This is a genomic window from Rhizobium sp. SJZ105 (assembly GCF_007828365.1).
In the GTDB taxonomy this organism is placed as follows: domain Bacteria; phylum Pseudomonadota; class Alphaproteobacteria; order Rhizobiales; family Rhizobiaceae; genus Agrobacterium; species Agrobacterium tumefaciens.
Genome location: NZ_VIUP01000013.1, coordinates 21,887 through 37,485 on the forward strand (window position 1 = coordinate 21,887; position 15,599 = coordinate 37,485).

Annotated in this window: 15 protein-coding genes and 1 other annotated feature; of the genes, 10 read left to right on the plus strand and 5 right to left on the minus strand. The window is 59.2% G+C overall.

The window, feature by feature from the left end:
- Positions 1-323: 323 nt before the first annotated feature.
- The 10 genes from FB593_RS27620 to FB593_RS27930 all read left to right on the plus strand — a co-directional run bounded on the left by FB593_RS27620 (position 324) and on the right by FB593_RS27930 (position 11,955).
- On the plus strand, positions 324-635 hold the full coding sequence (locus FB593_RS27620) for a DUF736 domain-containing protein (RefSeq protein WP_003517402.1): 312 nt from the start codon (positions 324-326) through the stop codon (positions 633-635).
- 548 nt (positions 636-1,183) lie between these two features.
- Positions 1,184-2,593, plus strand: a complete 1,410-nt coding sequence (locus FB593_RS24050) for a tyrosine-type recombinase/integrase (protein ID WP_145167107.1) — start codon at positions 1,184-1,186, stop codon at positions 2,591-2,593.
- Complete coding sequence (locus FB593_RS24055; RefSeq protein ID WP_145167108.1) at positions 2,590-4,392, plus strand: hypothetical protein; 1,803 nt, start codon at positions 2,590-2,592, stop codon at positions 4,390-4,392. The genes FB593_RS24050 and FB593_RS24055 overlap by 4 nt, the downstream gene beginning before the upstream one ends.
- A complete protein-coding gene (locus FB593_RS24060) occupies positions 4,389-6,539 on the plus strand; it encodes an integrase (RefSeq protein WP_145167109.1) in 2,151 nt (716 codons plus the stop codon). Before FB593_RS24055 ends, FB593_RS24060 begins: the two co-directional genes overlap by 4 nt.
- A 249-nt stretch (positions 6,540-6,788) precedes the next feature.
- Entirely contained in the window at positions 6,789-6,962 is a 174-nt protein-coding gene (locus tag FB593_RS27625; RefSeq protein ID WP_186447965.1) for a hypothetical protein, read from the plus strand.
- A gap of 189 nt (positions 6,963-7,151) precedes the next feature.
- Positions 7,152-7,203 (plus strand) — a sequence feature (sul1 is cis-regulatory element that is thought to sense ions involved in sulfur or methionine metabolism; They are found in Alphaproteobacteria).
- Positions 7,204-7,417: 214 nt separating this feature from the next.
- The gene (locus FB593_RS24070; RefSeq protein ID WP_145167111.1) at positions 7,418-8,923 is read left to right on the plus strand and encodes a SulP family inorganic anion transporter; all 1,506 of its coding nucleotides are present in this window, start codon (positions 7,418-7,420) and stop codon (positions 8,921-8,923) included.
- Positions 8,924-8,937: 14 nt separating this feature from the next.
- Entirely contained in the window at positions 8,938-9,792 is an 855-nt protein-coding gene (locus tag FB593_RS24075) for a universal stress protein (protein ID WP_145167112.1), read from the plus strand.
- 59 nt (positions 9,793-9,851) lie between these two features.
- Entirely contained in the window at positions 9,852-10,388 is a 537-nt protein-coding gene (locus tag FB593_RS24080; RefSeq protein WP_145167113.1) for an NYN domain-containing protein, read from the plus strand.
- A gap of 102 nt (positions 10,389-10,490) precedes the next feature.
- A complete protein-coding gene (locus FB593_RS24085) occupies positions 10,491-11,711 on the plus strand; it encodes an MFS transporter (RefSeq protein ID WP_145167114.1) in 1,221 nt (406 codons plus the stop codon).
- A 121-nt stretch (positions 11,712-11,832) separates the two neighbouring features.
- Positions 11,833-11,955: a hypothetical protein gene (locus tag FB593_RS27930; protein WP_013637336.1), complete on the plus strand. Its 123-nt coding sequence runs from the start codon at positions 11,833-11,835 to the stop codon at positions 11,953-11,955.
- Between the two features lie 154 nt (positions 11,956-12,109).
- On the opposite strand, the gene FB593_RS24090 is transcribed toward FB593_RS27930, so the two are convergent.
- The 5 genes from FB593_RS24090 to FB593_RS24110 all read right to left on the minus strand — a co-directional run bounded on the left by FB593_RS24090 (position 12,110) and on the right by FB593_RS24110 (position 15,562).
- Complete coding sequence (locus tag FB593_RS24090; RefSeq protein ID WP_145167115.1) at positions 12,110-12,388, minus strand: HU family DNA-binding protein; 279 nt, start codon at positions 12,386-12,388, stop codon at positions 12,110-12,112.
- Positions 12,389-12,421: 33 nt separating this feature from the next.
- On the minus strand, positions 12,422-12,733 hold the full coding sequence (locus tag FB593_RS24095; RefSeq protein WP_145167142.1) for a WGR domain-containing protein: 312 nt from the start codon (positions 12,731-12,733) through the stop codon (positions 12,422-12,424).
- A gap of 402 nt (positions 12,734-13,135) precedes the next feature.
- A complete protein-coding gene (gene traG, locus FB593_RS24100) occupies positions 13,136-15,055 on the minus strand; it encodes a Ti-type conjugative transfer system protein TraG (protein WP_145167116.1) in 1,920 nt (639 codons plus the stop codon).
- On the minus strand, positions 15,052-15,285 hold the full coding sequence (locus FB593_RS24105; RefSeq protein WP_003517392.1) for a conjugal transfer protein TraD: 234 nt from the start codon (positions 15,283-15,285) through the stop codon (positions 15,052-15,054). The genes traG and FB593_RS24105 overlap by 4 nt, the downstream gene beginning before the upstream one ends.
- Positions 15,275-15,562 carry a TraC family protein gene (locus tag FB593_RS24110; RefSeq protein ID WP_145167117.1) on the minus strand — a complete coding sequence of 96 codons (288 nt, stop codon included), beginning with the start codon at positions 15,560-15,562 and terminating at the stop codon, positions 15,275-15,277. Before FB593_RS24110 ends, FB593_RS24105 begins: the two co-directional genes overlap by 11 nt.
- Positions 15,563-15,599: the final 37 nt, after the last annotated feature.

Sequence of the window (15,599 nt, forward strand, 5' to 3'; positions counted from 1 at the left end):
ATTGGCCCGGCAATGCCCAAACGATCGATGTGGCCATTGCTGCCATCCATTCGGGCATAGGAAGTGGGCGCGGCCAACGCGGCCTCGATTTGACATGTCTGATCGAAGAGCGGCTGCGCCTCGATCGTTCTCCCGCAACGGCATCGCCCCCTTTCTTCCCCTGCGACCTGCGTTCGCATTCCTCGCGGTCCAAGAAAGCCGTCTCCCGCCGCCCTCCATTGCATTCCGGTCCCTTAAGGATGCGGTCCGATCGTCCCCGATCAAATCGACAGTCATCGAGGACGCGATGGTCGCGGCCCGATCAAACCGAAAGGATCACGACAATGGCAATCATCGGCGAATTCACCACCAACGGCAACACCATCCTCGGCCACGTACGCACTCTGACGGTCTCCATGAAGGCCCGCCTGAACCCGATCGAACGCACATCCCGCGACGCTCCCGACTTCCGGATCATGTCCGGAGCGGCCGAAGTCGGCGCCGCCTGGAGCCAGGTTTCCGGCGACGGAGAGCCCTACATCTCGGTCAAGCTCGACGATCCGAGCTTCCCGGCCCCGATCAATGCGGCACTTTGGCCGACCGAGAGGGAAGGCGACTATACGTTGGTCTGGAACCGCCCGAAGCGCGACGCCTGATCAAAGACGAAGCCCTGCCGGAAACGGCGGGGCTTTTCCCTTGTTCAAACCAAGAAGGAACCGGGCATCTAGCCCGCTTCTTCTTCTGGTCGCGATACGGAGAGGCGGGGTCTGCTCAGAGTGACCAATCGTGCCGCGAGCAAATGCCGGCCTCAAGGACTTCGCGTGGCCCCCCGATTTTGCTTCCGCTCCGGTTCCCTGCGCTTCAACAAAACCGGCACCCCACTCGCCGCCTCTGGCGGTCGCCGACGCGATCCCTGACCCCGTCATTTCCTCACGCCCGGCGGCGTCATCTTTCTCAAAAGTCAAGGAGATGACGATGCTACTGGAACAACATATCGAAGAACTGCGCGCCTTATCTTGACAGTCTGCACCGACTCTACCGACCTTGGCTACGTCGATGCGCATGCTGAGGGAAGGCGCTTTCCAGGCCGGTCGCAGCGCTCCCAAATAGCTGGCGGAGGCCGGCCTGGAGAGTGCCGGTGGCTCCAGCACCTCCCGTAGACGCGGGCTCCCGGGTGGGGGTCTGGGGGAGGGTTGGACAAACGATGCATATTCTTGACACTTCATCAAAGATCACGCTCGATGAGCGGCGGGCCGCCGATGGCCTCGATGCCTATGTGCCGCGTATTTTATGCGACGGTGAACTGTACGACGCCGACGTTGACCGTTTCTTTCTCGACCTGCCGCTCAACGGAGTTCGCTCCCGGCACTCTCTTCGCGCTTACAGCTACGACATCATGGTGTGGTTGCGCTTCCTCACGGAAGTCTGCGACAAGACCGTCTGGGAAGCTGCCCGCGCTGATGTCGTAGCCTTCCACCGCATTCGTAGAAGAGGCGAACCGGGAATCCGGATCTCGGCGGCGTCGTGGAACAGATCAATCGCAGCAATCGACAAGCTGTATGAGTGGGGAGTACGCGAGGGACTTCTGCCTTCGAGCCCTTTTTCGCATCGCGAGATCTGGCGACGCAATCGGACGCGTGGTCAAGGCAAGTTAATCACGCGCAATGATGCATTCGAAGGACGTGCCAATCAAAACACCATCCGTTTTGTCACGCTTGAGGATTTTCGACAGTTCCGGGACGTCGGGCTACGCGGCCTTTCTGCAAACGGAGCGGAGCGCCCGGGCGCACGCGACAGGAACGGACTTCGCAACGCGTTGTTTGCGGAGATGCTGGTGGTAACTGGCTTGAGGCTGGAAGAGGCCTCATTTCTTCTGGTGTTCGAGCTCGACGCTTTGCCTGCGGCGAATGCGTCTCGTCGTCAGACATGGCTCAATTTGCCGGCAGGTCTCACCAAGGGCGAGCGCGGACGGGCAATCCTTATCCCCGACGGTCTGCTTCAGCGGCTCCAGACCTACATTCGTGTTGAGCGCACCCACGCAGTCACAAAGTTCAAGGCCCGCGAAGGTTGGAACCTCGTAGAACGTCCAATTCTGGTGCGTCGACCGACCGCGTGCTCAGGGAATCTTTTACTCGTCGACGGGCGAACTGTCCCGCTGGAAGTCTTCTCGCCGGACGAACGGGAGCGTTTGGTCATCTGTGATGCGGATAGCACGCCAATCGAACCAGCGGTTTTGTGGGTGACGGAGGTCGGCCAGCCGGTGCGCCCAAATTCCTGGGAAGTCGCATTCGCACGGGCGTGCCATCGCTGCCAGGCGAACGGACTGCCGATCGACATCAGTCCACATCAACTCCGGCATACCTTCGCAGTCCATATGCTCGCAATGCTGATTCAGCGCCAGCTCGATGGCGGTTCCCTGGCGAGTTCGGCCGGACCGGCGGAAGGCTATCGCAGGATCCTCGGAGATCCCCTGCAACAGGTGCAGCGGCTTCTGGGTCATGCAAGTCTCGAGACCACCTCAATTTATCTGGATCATATCGCCACCCGCGCAGATACAGTCGACACCGCCGTCGCCGAACTGCTTGCACTGCTACCAGGCGGGGACCGGCTATGAGCCAGCATCCTCGCAAAGGCCGAGCCGTCTCTTTCAATCGCGAGTTGGCCATATCCCCGTGCGATGAGCCGGAGACAGTGACCGGTTTACGATTTATCATCGACACACAGGATGGCAGCAAAGTCCTGATCGACTACGCTCATCTTGCCCCGCGATGGCTTGCGATTGCTTTCGCACGAGCGCTACGACGACTTGCTGGTCTGGGTGGTCGCCTGTCCGTCAAATCAACTGTTACGGACTACGTGCGTATCTTGCCGATGTTCTTGACATACCTGATCGAGACAAAAAATGAACCTGATGCCGCTGATCGCCTGAGGGCAGATCATATCGATGGCTTTGAAGACTGGTTGGCGGCAAAGGGCAAGTCGAACATTCATCTGCTGTTTATTTTGACGAAGATCATTGCGGCGCTACGAGAAGTGGCATCCGAAGGGGCTGTTGCATTTTCTGAGCAGCTTCGCGATCGGCTGGCCTATGTGACGCTGAGGCCGATACCACCATCGCATCCACGCAATGCATACAGCCCCTACATTGCACGGCAGCTCCGCGATGCTGCCCGTGCGGATATCATGGGGATCGTGCAACGCCTTCGCGATCGTAAGCCAATGAACTCGCACAGCGGACTGCTGGCTATGGAGAAAGAGATCCATGCGCACATCGAGGCCAACGGTATTGTCCGCCACACAGATCCCAAATACCACGTTCTCAACGATGCCCGAAGGGTCCATGGCCTCTCTTCGGAAAGGCTCTGCCATCAGCTTCACGAACGACACTATTTGACGTCTCACGATGTCATCCCGCTCATGGTGTTTTTGGCGCTTGAGACCGGCCTGGAGCCCGAGTGCTGCAAGAGCTTGAGGGTTGATTGCCTTAGGAACCCTGCAAATGGCACAGTCGAGATTGCTTATGTCAAACGGCGGGCTCGTGGCGCTGAGCATAAGACACTTCGTGTGCACGATGGCGGTCCGCGGACGCCAGGCGGCCTGATCAGGCATGTAATCGCCTGGACTGCTCCCGCCCGTAGACACCGACCCACCGACTGCCTTTGGCTGTACTATGGGCTTGGCGGACTAAAATCCGGTGTCAATCATCCCCAGCACCGCATCGACGCATGGACGGCACAGCACAACATTCGTGATGATGACGGTCGGCCTTTCCATCTAACGCTTTCGCGACTTCGCAAGACGCACAAGGCGCTTTGGTACCTAAAGACCGAGGGACACATGACGCGTTTTGCGGTCGGTCATACCAAAGAGGTGGCGGCGCGGCACTATGCCAATGTTCCAGCACTCCTCCCTCTGCACGAAAGCACGATCGCCGATGCTTTCACCGAGGCTGTCACATCGGCTTCGTCGTCAATTGTTCTGACGCCGGAGGAAGAACAGACCTGGCGAAGCGATCCGGTTGCCGCTTTAGAGGCCGCCCCAGCGGGGTGCGATCCGATGTCACTTCTCGATGGAAAGCAGGATATCTGGCTGGCAAGCTGCGGCGGTTTCTTCTCCAGCCCCTATGCCGATCCCGGCTCGCCTTGTTCGCAACCCTTCTGGGGCTGTCTTGAATGTCGGAACGCTGTCATTACCACTCGCAAGCTCCCCGCAATCCTCTCGTTTCTCGCTTTCCTTGAAGGCCAGCGCTTGTCGCTTTCCGCCAGCCATTGGGCGGCGAAGTTCGCAACCGCACACGCACGCATCACCATGCAGATCTTGCCAGCATTCGGTTCTGCGACCGTCGAGGAAGCACGTCGTGTACTCGCCAGCGAACCGGTGTCCAACTACATGCCGCCGGAGGCGTTACAGTGAAGGCCATCGCAAATCTTCCCATCGTCACTACGGATTTCGACATCCGCCCCGTGCTGACCACCGCAGCTTTGCGCCCCGGTTTCGAGCGGTCGGCCCTGTCGCGCTATGGCGACGACAGATGGGACTTGAACCCTGCGGTTTTTCGCGAGAACGCCCGTAGCTCCGACGCTACTGTGGATTTCAGTGTTATCGACGACCCGAAGATCGCGGCGGCTCTTCGAGATTACCTGTATGTCCGACTGAACACTGATCTGCCGGGATACAAGATGCGAGCGACGCCAGTGAATGTCCGGCGCCTTTTCCGTTGCGCGCGCAGCTTCTTCGATTTCATCAAGGTGGCTCATGGTGTCTTCGACCTCCGCAGCGTCAACCAGGCCCTGCTTGACGATTTCGCCAGGTTTCTTCGTCGTGGTCGGCGGCCGATCATCGTCATGCAATTATTAGGCATTGTGTTCGACCTGTATGTCTTCCGCAAACACCTGACCGTGGCGAAGCTCACCTTTGAGCCATGGGATGGTCGCAAGCCCGCAGAGGTCGCCGGGTATAGATTTAGGGCGGAGGAGAACCGTACACCGCGGATCCCGGAAGCGATCATCAAACCGTTGCTCGCATGGTCGCTCAAATATGTGACTGTATTCGCGCCCGACATTATCGCCGCGCGCAATGAACTGCTGGCACTCCAACAGCACCACGAGGCGCTCAGTGCTGAAGATGCGATCACGCATCGCAACGAACGACGAGCGCAGCGACAAGCTCGCTTGTATGCATATCTCGATGAACGCCGTCGGCAGGGTCGCGGCATTCCAGCCTGGCCTGTCAGGATCGGCGGGCCAGCATCATTTTCGGGGTTAGAACCGCCTCTGAACTGGCAATTGATCTATCTCCATATCGGCGCCGACGCCAATCTTCAACGATCTGCCGGCGGTCAACCCAATGACGAGATGCGGCGCACCGTCGAAGCTGCTATCGCCGAACTGGGGACCGAGATCGGCGGAATGGATACGCAGATTTCAGTCGATCCTGATACCGGCCGGCCCTGGCGGTCTCGTTTTGATGCGCGGTCGTTGGCGATAGAGGAGCGGATGCTGCAAGCCGCCTGCTATGTCGTCTGCGCCTACCTGACAGGCATGCGCGACAGTGAAGTGCAGGCGATGCGTCCCGGCTGCTTGTCGGTCACTCGCAGCGAGGACGGGCTGATCAACAGGCACCGCGTGAAGTCGGTCGCTTACAAGGGCAAGGAAGTGCGGGGCGAAGAGGCGGAATGGATCACCATCGCACCCGTGGCGACGGCGATTTCAGTCCTCGAACAGCTCAACCTCCGCTCTGTGCAGCAGCGAGGCACCCTGACGCTTTGGCCAGTCCTGTCTCTCGCACACGCTCGCAAGCAGGCGCTCGCAACAGACGTCGTCACCCGACTGAATCAGTTTCGCGATTATCTGAACGATCGATTTGGAACCGAGGCCGAGCCGATCATACCGCCAGGCCCCGATGGACGGCCGTGGCAACTGACGACGCGCCAGTTCCGTCGAACAATTGCCTGGCACATAGCCAACAGGCCCTTTGGGACGGTCGCAGGAATGGTCCAGTACAAGCACGTCTCCGTTGCGACCTTCGAAGGCTATGCGGGCTCCAGCCGATCAGGATTTCTGACAGAGGTCGAGACTGAACGGCGCCTCGGGCAGATGGACGATATCCTCACCTATTTCGACGAGAGGCAATTGGGCTCCGGGCTTTCCGGCCCTGCTGCGGTACGGATCGCCAAGTCGCTTGACGGCGCGGCGTCCGAGTTGCACCCGCTTTCCGGCATGATTGCTGACCGTGGTCGCCTCCGCGTGATGTTGGCCGACACGGCGCGCGCCCTCCATGTCGGCGTGTTGGCCGATTGCTTTTTTGATCCTGCTACCGCCGTCTGTCTTCGCCATGCCGCCGGCAACCAGTCTGCTCCGATGATCTCGCTGTGCGAGCCGTCGAGATGCCCCAACGCCTGTATAACGGCACGCCACCGCCCCGCATGGGCAGGGGCGGCGGAGAATGCCAGGGGCGTGCTGAAGGAGAAGAGATTGTCCGAACTTCAGCGCCTGGCCGTCGAGCAAGACCTCCAAAGGATCGAGAAGGTTCTTTCCAATATCGACGTCACAAGACGATAGCTCTTTATGGAATACGGTCGCGTCCCCTGGTCGGGTCCGCGGATTCTCTTCTTTCTGCCGTCCTACTTTACGGCTGCTCACCCCGCCTCAAGGACGAGCGTGGGCCCCCGATTTTGCCTCCGCTCCGTTTCCCTGCGCTCCGACAAAACCGGCACCCCACTCGCCGCCGCTGGCGGTCGCTTCGCGCTCCTTGACCCGGGCTTCGTGCGCACGTCGCCCGTTGACGTCATCAAAAAGGAGACGATCAACATGACCACTCTCGATCAAATCAACGAACTGCGCGCGGAGCTTCGGAGCTGCTATTTCACCAAGACCGAACGCGCTATGGCGGAGGCCGAGCTTGCCGCCCTCGTCGCTCAGGCCCAAGCTGAGGATGAGCAGTTTGCAAGCGACATCGCACTCTATCTCGCTGACCTCGAATGAGGGCGGCGATATTTCTTTCTTATGATGTCGCACGCCGGAGCGACAGCAGCATCTCCATAAGAAGATGTCGAAGGGGCGAGGAATATGCGCCTATACCCGCCGGCTTCCTCGTCGTTTTTTTGCTCAGCCTGGGACCACTTGCAATTTGAGCTTGATCTCACGCCTATTTGCCGCAATATTGCCACCATCAACGGACCCGCCCTGCGGGTGGCTTCTCCGGGCGCCTATCCCCCGGCAACCAGCTAACTCCTGCACATATCTTTCTCGATATCGCTGCCATGAGTATTCCGATTGGATCTCCCCAATGACCAAGACGGCCTGATCACGCCATAAAACCGACGTCGGTCACCACACGGCGCTTGCCGTGCCCTACACGCTCACGATCCGTGCGCGCGACGTCACCCACCCATTCACAATTGACCCGCCGCGCTGACGGACTCCCAAGCGTCGCCGGCATGGAGAACACCAACTTGAATCGCGATTTCATAGGAACCCTCAAAACCGAATGGTTCGGCAACATCCGGGCGGATGTGCTCGCTGGGCTTGTCGTGGCACTGGCTCTCATCCCCGAAGCCATCGCCTTTTCAATCATCGCTGGCGTCGATCCGAAGATCGGCCTCTACGCCTCGTTCTCGATCGCCGTCCTCATCGCCTTTGTCGGTGGCCGTCCCGGTATGATTTCGGCCGCCACTGCCGCCACCGCAGTCCTCATGGTCACGCTGGTGCGCGACCATGGCCTCCAGTATCTCTTGGCGGCCACCGTCCTGGCAGGTCTTATCCAGATCGTCGCCGGCATTTTCCGCCTCGGTTATCTGATGCGCTTCGTCTCAAAGTCGGTGATGACCGGCTTCGTCAACGCGCTTGCCATTCTGATCTTCATGGCACAGTTGCCGGAGCTGACGAACGTTCCGATGCTCACTTACATCCTGGTCGCGGCCGGCCTCGGGATCATCTACCTGTTCCCATACGTGACGAAGGCAGTGCCTTCACCGCTGGTCTGCATCGTGGTCCTGACCGCGCTGTCGATCGGTTTCGGCTTCGACATCCGCACCGTCGGCGACATGGGTGAGTTGCCTTCGACCCTGCCGATCTTCCTCATCCCGCAGATCCCGTTCAATCTCGAAACGCTGATGATCATTCTGCCCTATTCCGTGGCAGTGGCGGCCGTGGGTCTTCTGGAATCGCTGATGACGGCGCAGATCGTTGATGATCTGACCGACACGCCGAGCGACAAGAACCGCGAATGTGTGGGCCAGGGCATCGCCAACACCGCAACCGGTTTCATCGGCGGCATGGCGGGTTGTGCGATGATCGGCCAGTCGATCATCAATGTGAAGTCGGGTGGCCGGGGACGGCTTTCTACCTTCTGCGCCGGCGTCTTCCTGCTGTTCATGATCCTGGTGCTTGGCGATCTCGTCAGCCAGATCCCGATGGCAGCGCTGGTTGCGATCATGATCATGGTGTCGGTCGGCACCTTCTCCTGGTCGTCGATCAAGAACCTGAGGGATCATCCGCGCTCGTCCTCCATCGTCATGCTGGCGACGGTCGTAGGCGTCGTCTACACGCACAATCTCGCCATCGGCGTTCTGATCGGCGTGCTGCTCTCGGCGGTCTTCTTCGCCTGGAAAATCTCGCAGATCTTCCGCGTCACCTCGGCCCTGTCGGCTGATGGCGCACATCGCACCTATACGGTTGAAGGACAGGTCTTTTTTGCCTCGGTCGACGATTTCAACAAAGCCTTCGATTTCAAGGAATCGCTCGACAAAGTCACCATCGATGTCAGTCATGCCCACATCTGGGATATTTCCAGCGTCGCGGCCCTCGACATGATCGTGCTCAAGTTCCGCCGTGAAGGCGCCGATGTCGAGATTATCGGCCTCAATCAGGCCAGCGAGACCATCGTCGACAAGCTCGCCATTCATGACAAGCCCGGCGCCATGGAACGCCTGATGGGCCACTGAGGGAGGAACGAACAATGACAAGAATACTCGGACTGATCGACGGCTCGCCCTATGCCCAGAGCGTATGCGACCACATTGCCTGGATCGCGGGCAAGGCCGACGTGACCGTGGAGCTGCTCCACGTCATTGGCAGGCGGGATCTCGCCTCGGAGCCAGTCAACCTCAGCGGCAATATCGGGCTTGGTGCCCGCACGGCGCTTCTTGAGGAACTGGCCGAACTCGATGCGCAGAAGGCCAAGGTCGCCCACAAGCGCGGGCGCCTGTTGCTGGACGAGGCAAAGGCCCGGCTCAACGAGGCTGGCGTTGCAAACGTCGAGACGAAGCTTCGCAACGGCGATCTGGTCGACACCGTGCTGGAGTTCGAGGCCAACGCCGACATCATCGTCATTGGCAAGCGTGGCGAGGGCGCTGACTTCGCTAAGGGCCATCTCGGCTCCAACCTGGAGCGTGTGGTGCGCTCGACCCACAAGGCGATTGTCATTGCCTCGCGGGCGTTCAAGCAGGTGACCAAGCTGCTGATCGCCTATGACGGCGGTGCCATGGCCATGAAGACGGTGGACCAGGTGTCGCGTAGCCCGATCCTCGGCGGCCTCGGCACCAAACTGGTGATGGCGGGTGCTGATACGCCAGAGAACCGCAAGAAGCTCGATGATGCCGCAGTAATCCTTAAGGCGGCCGGGTATGCGCCGGAAGTGGCCTTGGTGCAGGGCGCGGCCGACAAGGTGATCTCGGAGATGGTGGAAAAGGAAGGTTTCGACCTTCTCGCCATGGGTGCCTACAGCCATTCGCGGCTGCGCTCCCTCTTCATCGGTTCGACCACCACTGAGATGATCCGTTCCTGCAAGGTGCCGGTCGTCATCTTCCGTTGAGCACAGACGGGCGGGCATTTTGCCCGCCTTCTTGTCCGAAGCATTTGGGAGGAGCGATCATGTCGCGACAAAAGCAGACTCTGTTTCTGATCGACGGAAGCCACTATGACCGTTTGCGTTCAGTGTTCGAGACACCGTTCGATCTGCGCAAGCTGGCTGACGCTGCCAATGAAGGCTTGCCCGTCGATCAGGCGGTTTACTACCGTGACGTTCGCGATGATAACGAAGCGGAACGCCAACGGCCCCTTTTTGGCTGGCTCAAACATAACGGCTTCGTCGTGAAGGGCCGCACCCATGATCGTGGAGACCCACGGGAACGATATGGTACCAATCTCGTCCAGATCGCCGTCGATGCGTTTTTGCTCGCAGAACCGGGGGACCACGTGATGGTACTTGCGGGCGATGGGAAGCTGGAGCCGATGTTTGCCGGTCTGCGGGATTACGACATTAAGGTCACGTTGATTTCGACCCTGGATGCGTCTTCAACCATTGCGCCGCCTCCGATGCTCATCGATGCGGCCGACACCTTCATCGACGTGAAGACAATCATCGGGCGACTTGCTCTGGAAAAATCCGACACGCGACAAGCCGATTGAAGTCTCACGCTTTACCGACCAGAAAGGTGGAACCGCGAAGGCGGCTCTGCATTTTCGCCATGCTCAGCGGGAGCCCTAAGCGAACATTCTAGAAAGCCGTAAATGGTTAGAGCCTATTTTGATTTCGCCAGGATCAACTGGCAGCAGCTCCTGTTCGGCGCACTACTGATGGCGCTCTCGAGCTTCGGGCAGACCTATTTCGTTTCCGTGTCTGGCTCGTACTTCCGCGAAACCTTCAGCCTCAGCGACGGCGGTCTCGGAGCAACCTATGCGGCCGGCACCTTCCTGAGCGCATTGACCCTGACCTGGGCCGGTCGGCTGATCGACTACACGACCGTGCGCCGTTTCACCTGGTGCGTGGCTCTGCTTCTCGCCATGGCCTGCGTTCTCGTTGCAGCCAGTTCCCATTTCATCATGCTGGCGGTGGCCTTCTACTTTCTGCGTCTCGGCGGACAGGGCTTGATGACGCACACCGCATTGACCGCAACGGCACGCGCGTTTCCGCAGGATGCCGGAAAGGCGCTTGGGCTGATCGCGCTTGGTCTTTCCGTCGCGCAAGGTCTTTTTCCGATCGCCGGCGTGACCATGATGGAACATCTGGGCTGGCGCACCGCCTGGATGATCAACGCGGGTCTCGTTGTCGCCGGCGTTTCGGTCGCTTTGCTGTTTCTGCCCCGACAAGGCGACCAGGCAATTCGCAGCCGGAAAGACAAACCTCGCAAAGGCGATGAGAAGGCCAAAGCACTCTGGCGCGATACCCGTCTGCTTTTGACTTTGCCAGCCGTTCTCGCCGGGCCGTTCATTGTCACCGGCTTTTTCTTCCACCAGGCGCGTCTGGCCGAGCAGAAGGGCTGGGACATTTCCACGGTCGCCGCAAGCTTTGCCGCCTTCGCCATCGTCCAGGCAATTGCCTCTGTCGTCATAGGACCTGTCATTGACAGGATTGGACCGAAGAGCCTGTTGCCCGTCTTCCTGTTGCCGCAGGCCTTGGCAATGTTTGTCCTCGGCCTTGTCAGCGCACCATGGATCGCGCCCGTCTACATGATTCTCATGGCGATATCGATGGCACTGGGCTCCACCCTGGCAACCGCCCTATGGGTCGAACTGTTCGGAACGCGAGAACTCGCCCGCGTGCGCTCCTCCGTCGAGGCGGGGATGGTTGTCGCAAGTGGCGCGTCCCCCATCATGATGGGCCTGTTGATCGACGCTGGCATACCCCTGTCGTGGCAGGCACTCGGCTGCTCCGTTTATACGTTGATCGCGTCTGCGCTGACATTGAAGGTGAAACGTAAATCGAGCGAAGAAGTCGTTCAGGATACGTGAGGCGCCGCGATTGGCAACCTCTGCGGGATCGTGTTGCGCAGTCTCAGGCGATCTCACCGCGAGGTGGTCACAATCTCCCACGGACAATAATCGTGGTTGACTGTCAGGATAACGTGCGGAGATGAACCATTGCCACCCGGACGAGCGTCGCCAGATTGCAGCGGAGCTGGAACTGGCGCTGGCGGAACTGGCCGTTATCATGGCCGAGCAGGACGGTTCCGTTGACGCCGTACCGCCCTTCTGAGGGCGGCATACACCCGCAATGCTGCCACCATCGTCCGATTGCCATCTAGATCGAGATCAGCTTTAAGCGTCAAGGCAAGCAGCGCCAATGATACTCCGCCGCCGGGAGCCGCTTTGGCGGCTCCCCCTGATGATCCCGCTTACCGCGGTTCGGCTCACTTGTTCAGCACATCTTTCAGTGCTTTGGCAGGCCGGAACGTAAGCTTCTTCGCAGCGGCAACCTTGATGGTGGCGCCGGTTGCCGGATTGCGAGCCTCACGCTCCGGGGTATCCTTGATCTTGAACTTGCCGAATCCCGGGATAGATGTTTCCGCTCCGGACGTGGCTGCCGTCGTGATCGACGCGAAGACGGTTTCGACGATCGATTTCGCCTGGGCTTTGGTCAGGTTCTGTTCGGATGCGATCTTGTCGGCGATTTCATTGGTTGTGGTCATGACGGTTTCCTCGTTAAAGACGGGAAAACCCTTTCAGGCGATCGTTACTTTGTCATGCGGCGATGTCCTTAGAGTGGCGCTCCTGCCGGGGTTTCCACAGCTTCTTGCCGGTTGATAGCCCCTTTTGCGCTTCTGCAGTACCAGTTCGAGAAAGCGCGATATCGCATCATTCTCATTGCCGAACACCTCGGTCATCTCCCCGCCAGCCTTGCCGATCCGTCCCCAGCTTCGCACGACGGCTATTTCGCCAAAAAGGGTTGGCCGGATCGCAAGCGCGTAATATCGGGCCATGTTCCTGTTGGCGTCGATCCTCTGGCAATAAAGCTGGTAGTGGTGTGTTCCCATCCCCGCATGATCGGCGATGCTCGCGATCTGGTCCAACGAGACTTATGAATCGAAAGGTCGCTTCCGATTCATTTCTGTGATGGATGCCTGTTGCGGTTTCGGCAGTGTCCGATCATCCTCACGGGATCAAGCTTCCCGGTCTGAACGATACGCCCGGGCGCGATCGTCGAGGTGAGAACAGCCGGTGAATCAGATGGCGAGCTGTCTTCGCTTCCAATCGTCAGTCGGTCCATGTTCAGGCATCGCATGTTTTCGAAAGAGGAGGATCAAATGGCACCCTTTGAGGAAGCGGCGGCCGCGACGACTACGATAAAGGAGCATCTGTCATTTACGCTGCGGAGGCTTTAGGGTGGGTTTGGCCAATAGAAGCCGAATACGGTCCGCAAGAAAACGCCTGAGCCGTCAAGGTCCCAGCTTGGCAAACCTGTTGGGCCTGGCGTGCATATCCATGTCCTTCCGCCTGAAATAGATCGCCCGTCCGCAGCGGATCGGACTGTGGCCCTGGACGATGATGATCTGCTCGTCCTTGCGCATCGATTGCGTGATTTCGTGCGGCATTATAAGCGGCCGGCGCTGGAAAGTGATGCTTTCGGATTTCCGCGACGCGCTGTTTTTCATACCCCTGCCGAGATTGCGAGAACTGCCTTTGACTTCGACAGTCATTTCTCCACATTGGGCTGAGACGTTGCGGGCGGTATCCAGTGCCTTGATTGCTGCGTAGCTCGCGAAAGCGCAGCCGTCGATCCACGACACTGCACCGTCTTTTCCGAAGTGCCGTTCCAGTTGCCCGACGGACTGGTACATCAGCATCATGCTAACGCCATACTTGCGACCGCGATCGCGCGCCTCTTCAAGCACGCGCATGTAGCCAAGCAGATCGACTTCGTCCAAAATGAACAACGCTCGCCTCGTGAACGCACCATCCGCTTCGATCATCGCGTTGATCAGCGAGCCGATGATCACCCGACCGATACCGGGATAGGACCGCAGGATCGATGCGGGGATATTGATAAAGACGTCTTTCTTTCCGCCAGCGATCTCGCTCGATTTGAACGTGTTGCCGCAAACCAGTGCCGCGTAATTATCGAGCGAAAGCCATTGCGTATCCTTCGATGCCGTCGAATAGACGCCTGAGAATGTTTGCTCGGTCATGTTAACAAAGACGCCGAGCGTTTCGCGGACGAAGGCGGACGCGGAGTGTTCCTGTACGTCGCGCAGCATGGCGAGCACGGAGGTTTCCGGCTCGGAGACGATCTGGCGCAGGCTGCGCAGGTTTCGCCGTCCTGCATATTCCGGTGACAGCATCACATGCGCTAGAAGACCAGTCAGCAGATTATGCGCCTGCGATTGGAAGTAAGAGCCAGTCGACGATTCGAAGCGCAAGCTTTCCGAGAGTAACATGTGCGCGATGCCGACAATGTCCTCTTCCTTTTTTTGCGAGTGCTCGATGCCGTCGAGCACGTTAAATCCCATGACCGGATTTGCCGGATCGAGCACAACAACCTCTCGGTCGAGTTTATCTCTTCGGTGGTCAACGACCATCGGGGCCACCTCGGTGGACGGATCCAGGCAAATGAGGGGGCCTGTATATCTGAGCGCCGTCGGCACGACGTTGCTGGTGGTCTTGAAGCCACCAGAGCCTGCGAAGAAAAGCATGTGGGTCGAATCGAAATCCTGAGCGTAGGTCAGCAGCGGGGCTTTGCCGCCACGTCCCCAGGTGGCCGGATCGTTCGGATCGAACGGCAGCTCATGGACGAGTTCCTTGTCCACCCTGTAGCGCTCACCGATAACGATTTCGCCATCATCGGGAAACAGCCGTGCCGCCGCCGACATCGGCAGCCAGTCTGCATCTCCGAATGTTCCGCGCCTGGCGCGCGTCACCTGTTCGGGCACGACGCTGGAGATGCGCGCCGCGACCGCGGCCGCCATGAACCCCGCCGCTGCGCCAATGACCGCAATCATGTCGACGAATGACGGCGCCCGATCCCAGGTCAGCACACCGCTCTCTACGAGCGGCTGAAGCCGCCCGAACTCGCGCAACCCGTAAAAGCCGGCCATCAGGAGAAAGCAGAGAAAGCTTGCCAACGCCACGGGTCTTCGCCGATGGAGGGGCAGCGCCCAGACCGCCAGCAATCCAGCCAGCGGCCCGAACAAAAGGACGGGCACCGGTGACGCCCGAAGGAACCAGTATTGCGTCTTGCCTGTGATGCCGGTCGCCAATTCAGGCCAACGCCAGTGGGCGACGTAAAAGGAAAATCCGGTGACGGCGATGGGAACGATGATAAGCAACAGGCTCGGATGCTGTTTGGCCTTTCCCTTCATTCCGCCACCTTCAAAAAGCGTTCTAACCCGCCGTTGGATGCCGCATCTCTGAAGGCCAGCTCTCCGATATCGCACAGACGCCGATGTTCAGGTGTCCCCTGCACGACCCGCTTCATTTCGAGAAGCCCGCCAAGCAGGAAAGCCCGATCGGCGTTCGACAGGCCCGCGCGAACGACAATGTCGCCGAGCAAGAACTTTTCTCTCGCTCCCTTCTTTCGGTCAGCTGTCATGTGGAGCCTCCGTTTCCGAACCAGTCGCTCCATTTGCCTGTCCACGCGGCGAAGCAGGTGAGCCAGCGGCCTGCTTGTTCTCGCCGTTGCGAAATCGCGCTGCGATCTCGTCGAAGATGCGATCCACCTCCTCATCAGCGATCTCCATCTCTGCCAATCCCGACTTCGTCGCCGCACGCGCGAAACGATCAGCTGATTTTACTATTAAAGTTTTTCTTCGTTCGCGAAGCTTCTCGATTTGAGCATCAATATCCATGAGCGCAGGCTTGGTGGCCATGGGCAAGTCCTTTCAACGTCTTTGGAAATTTCTATCC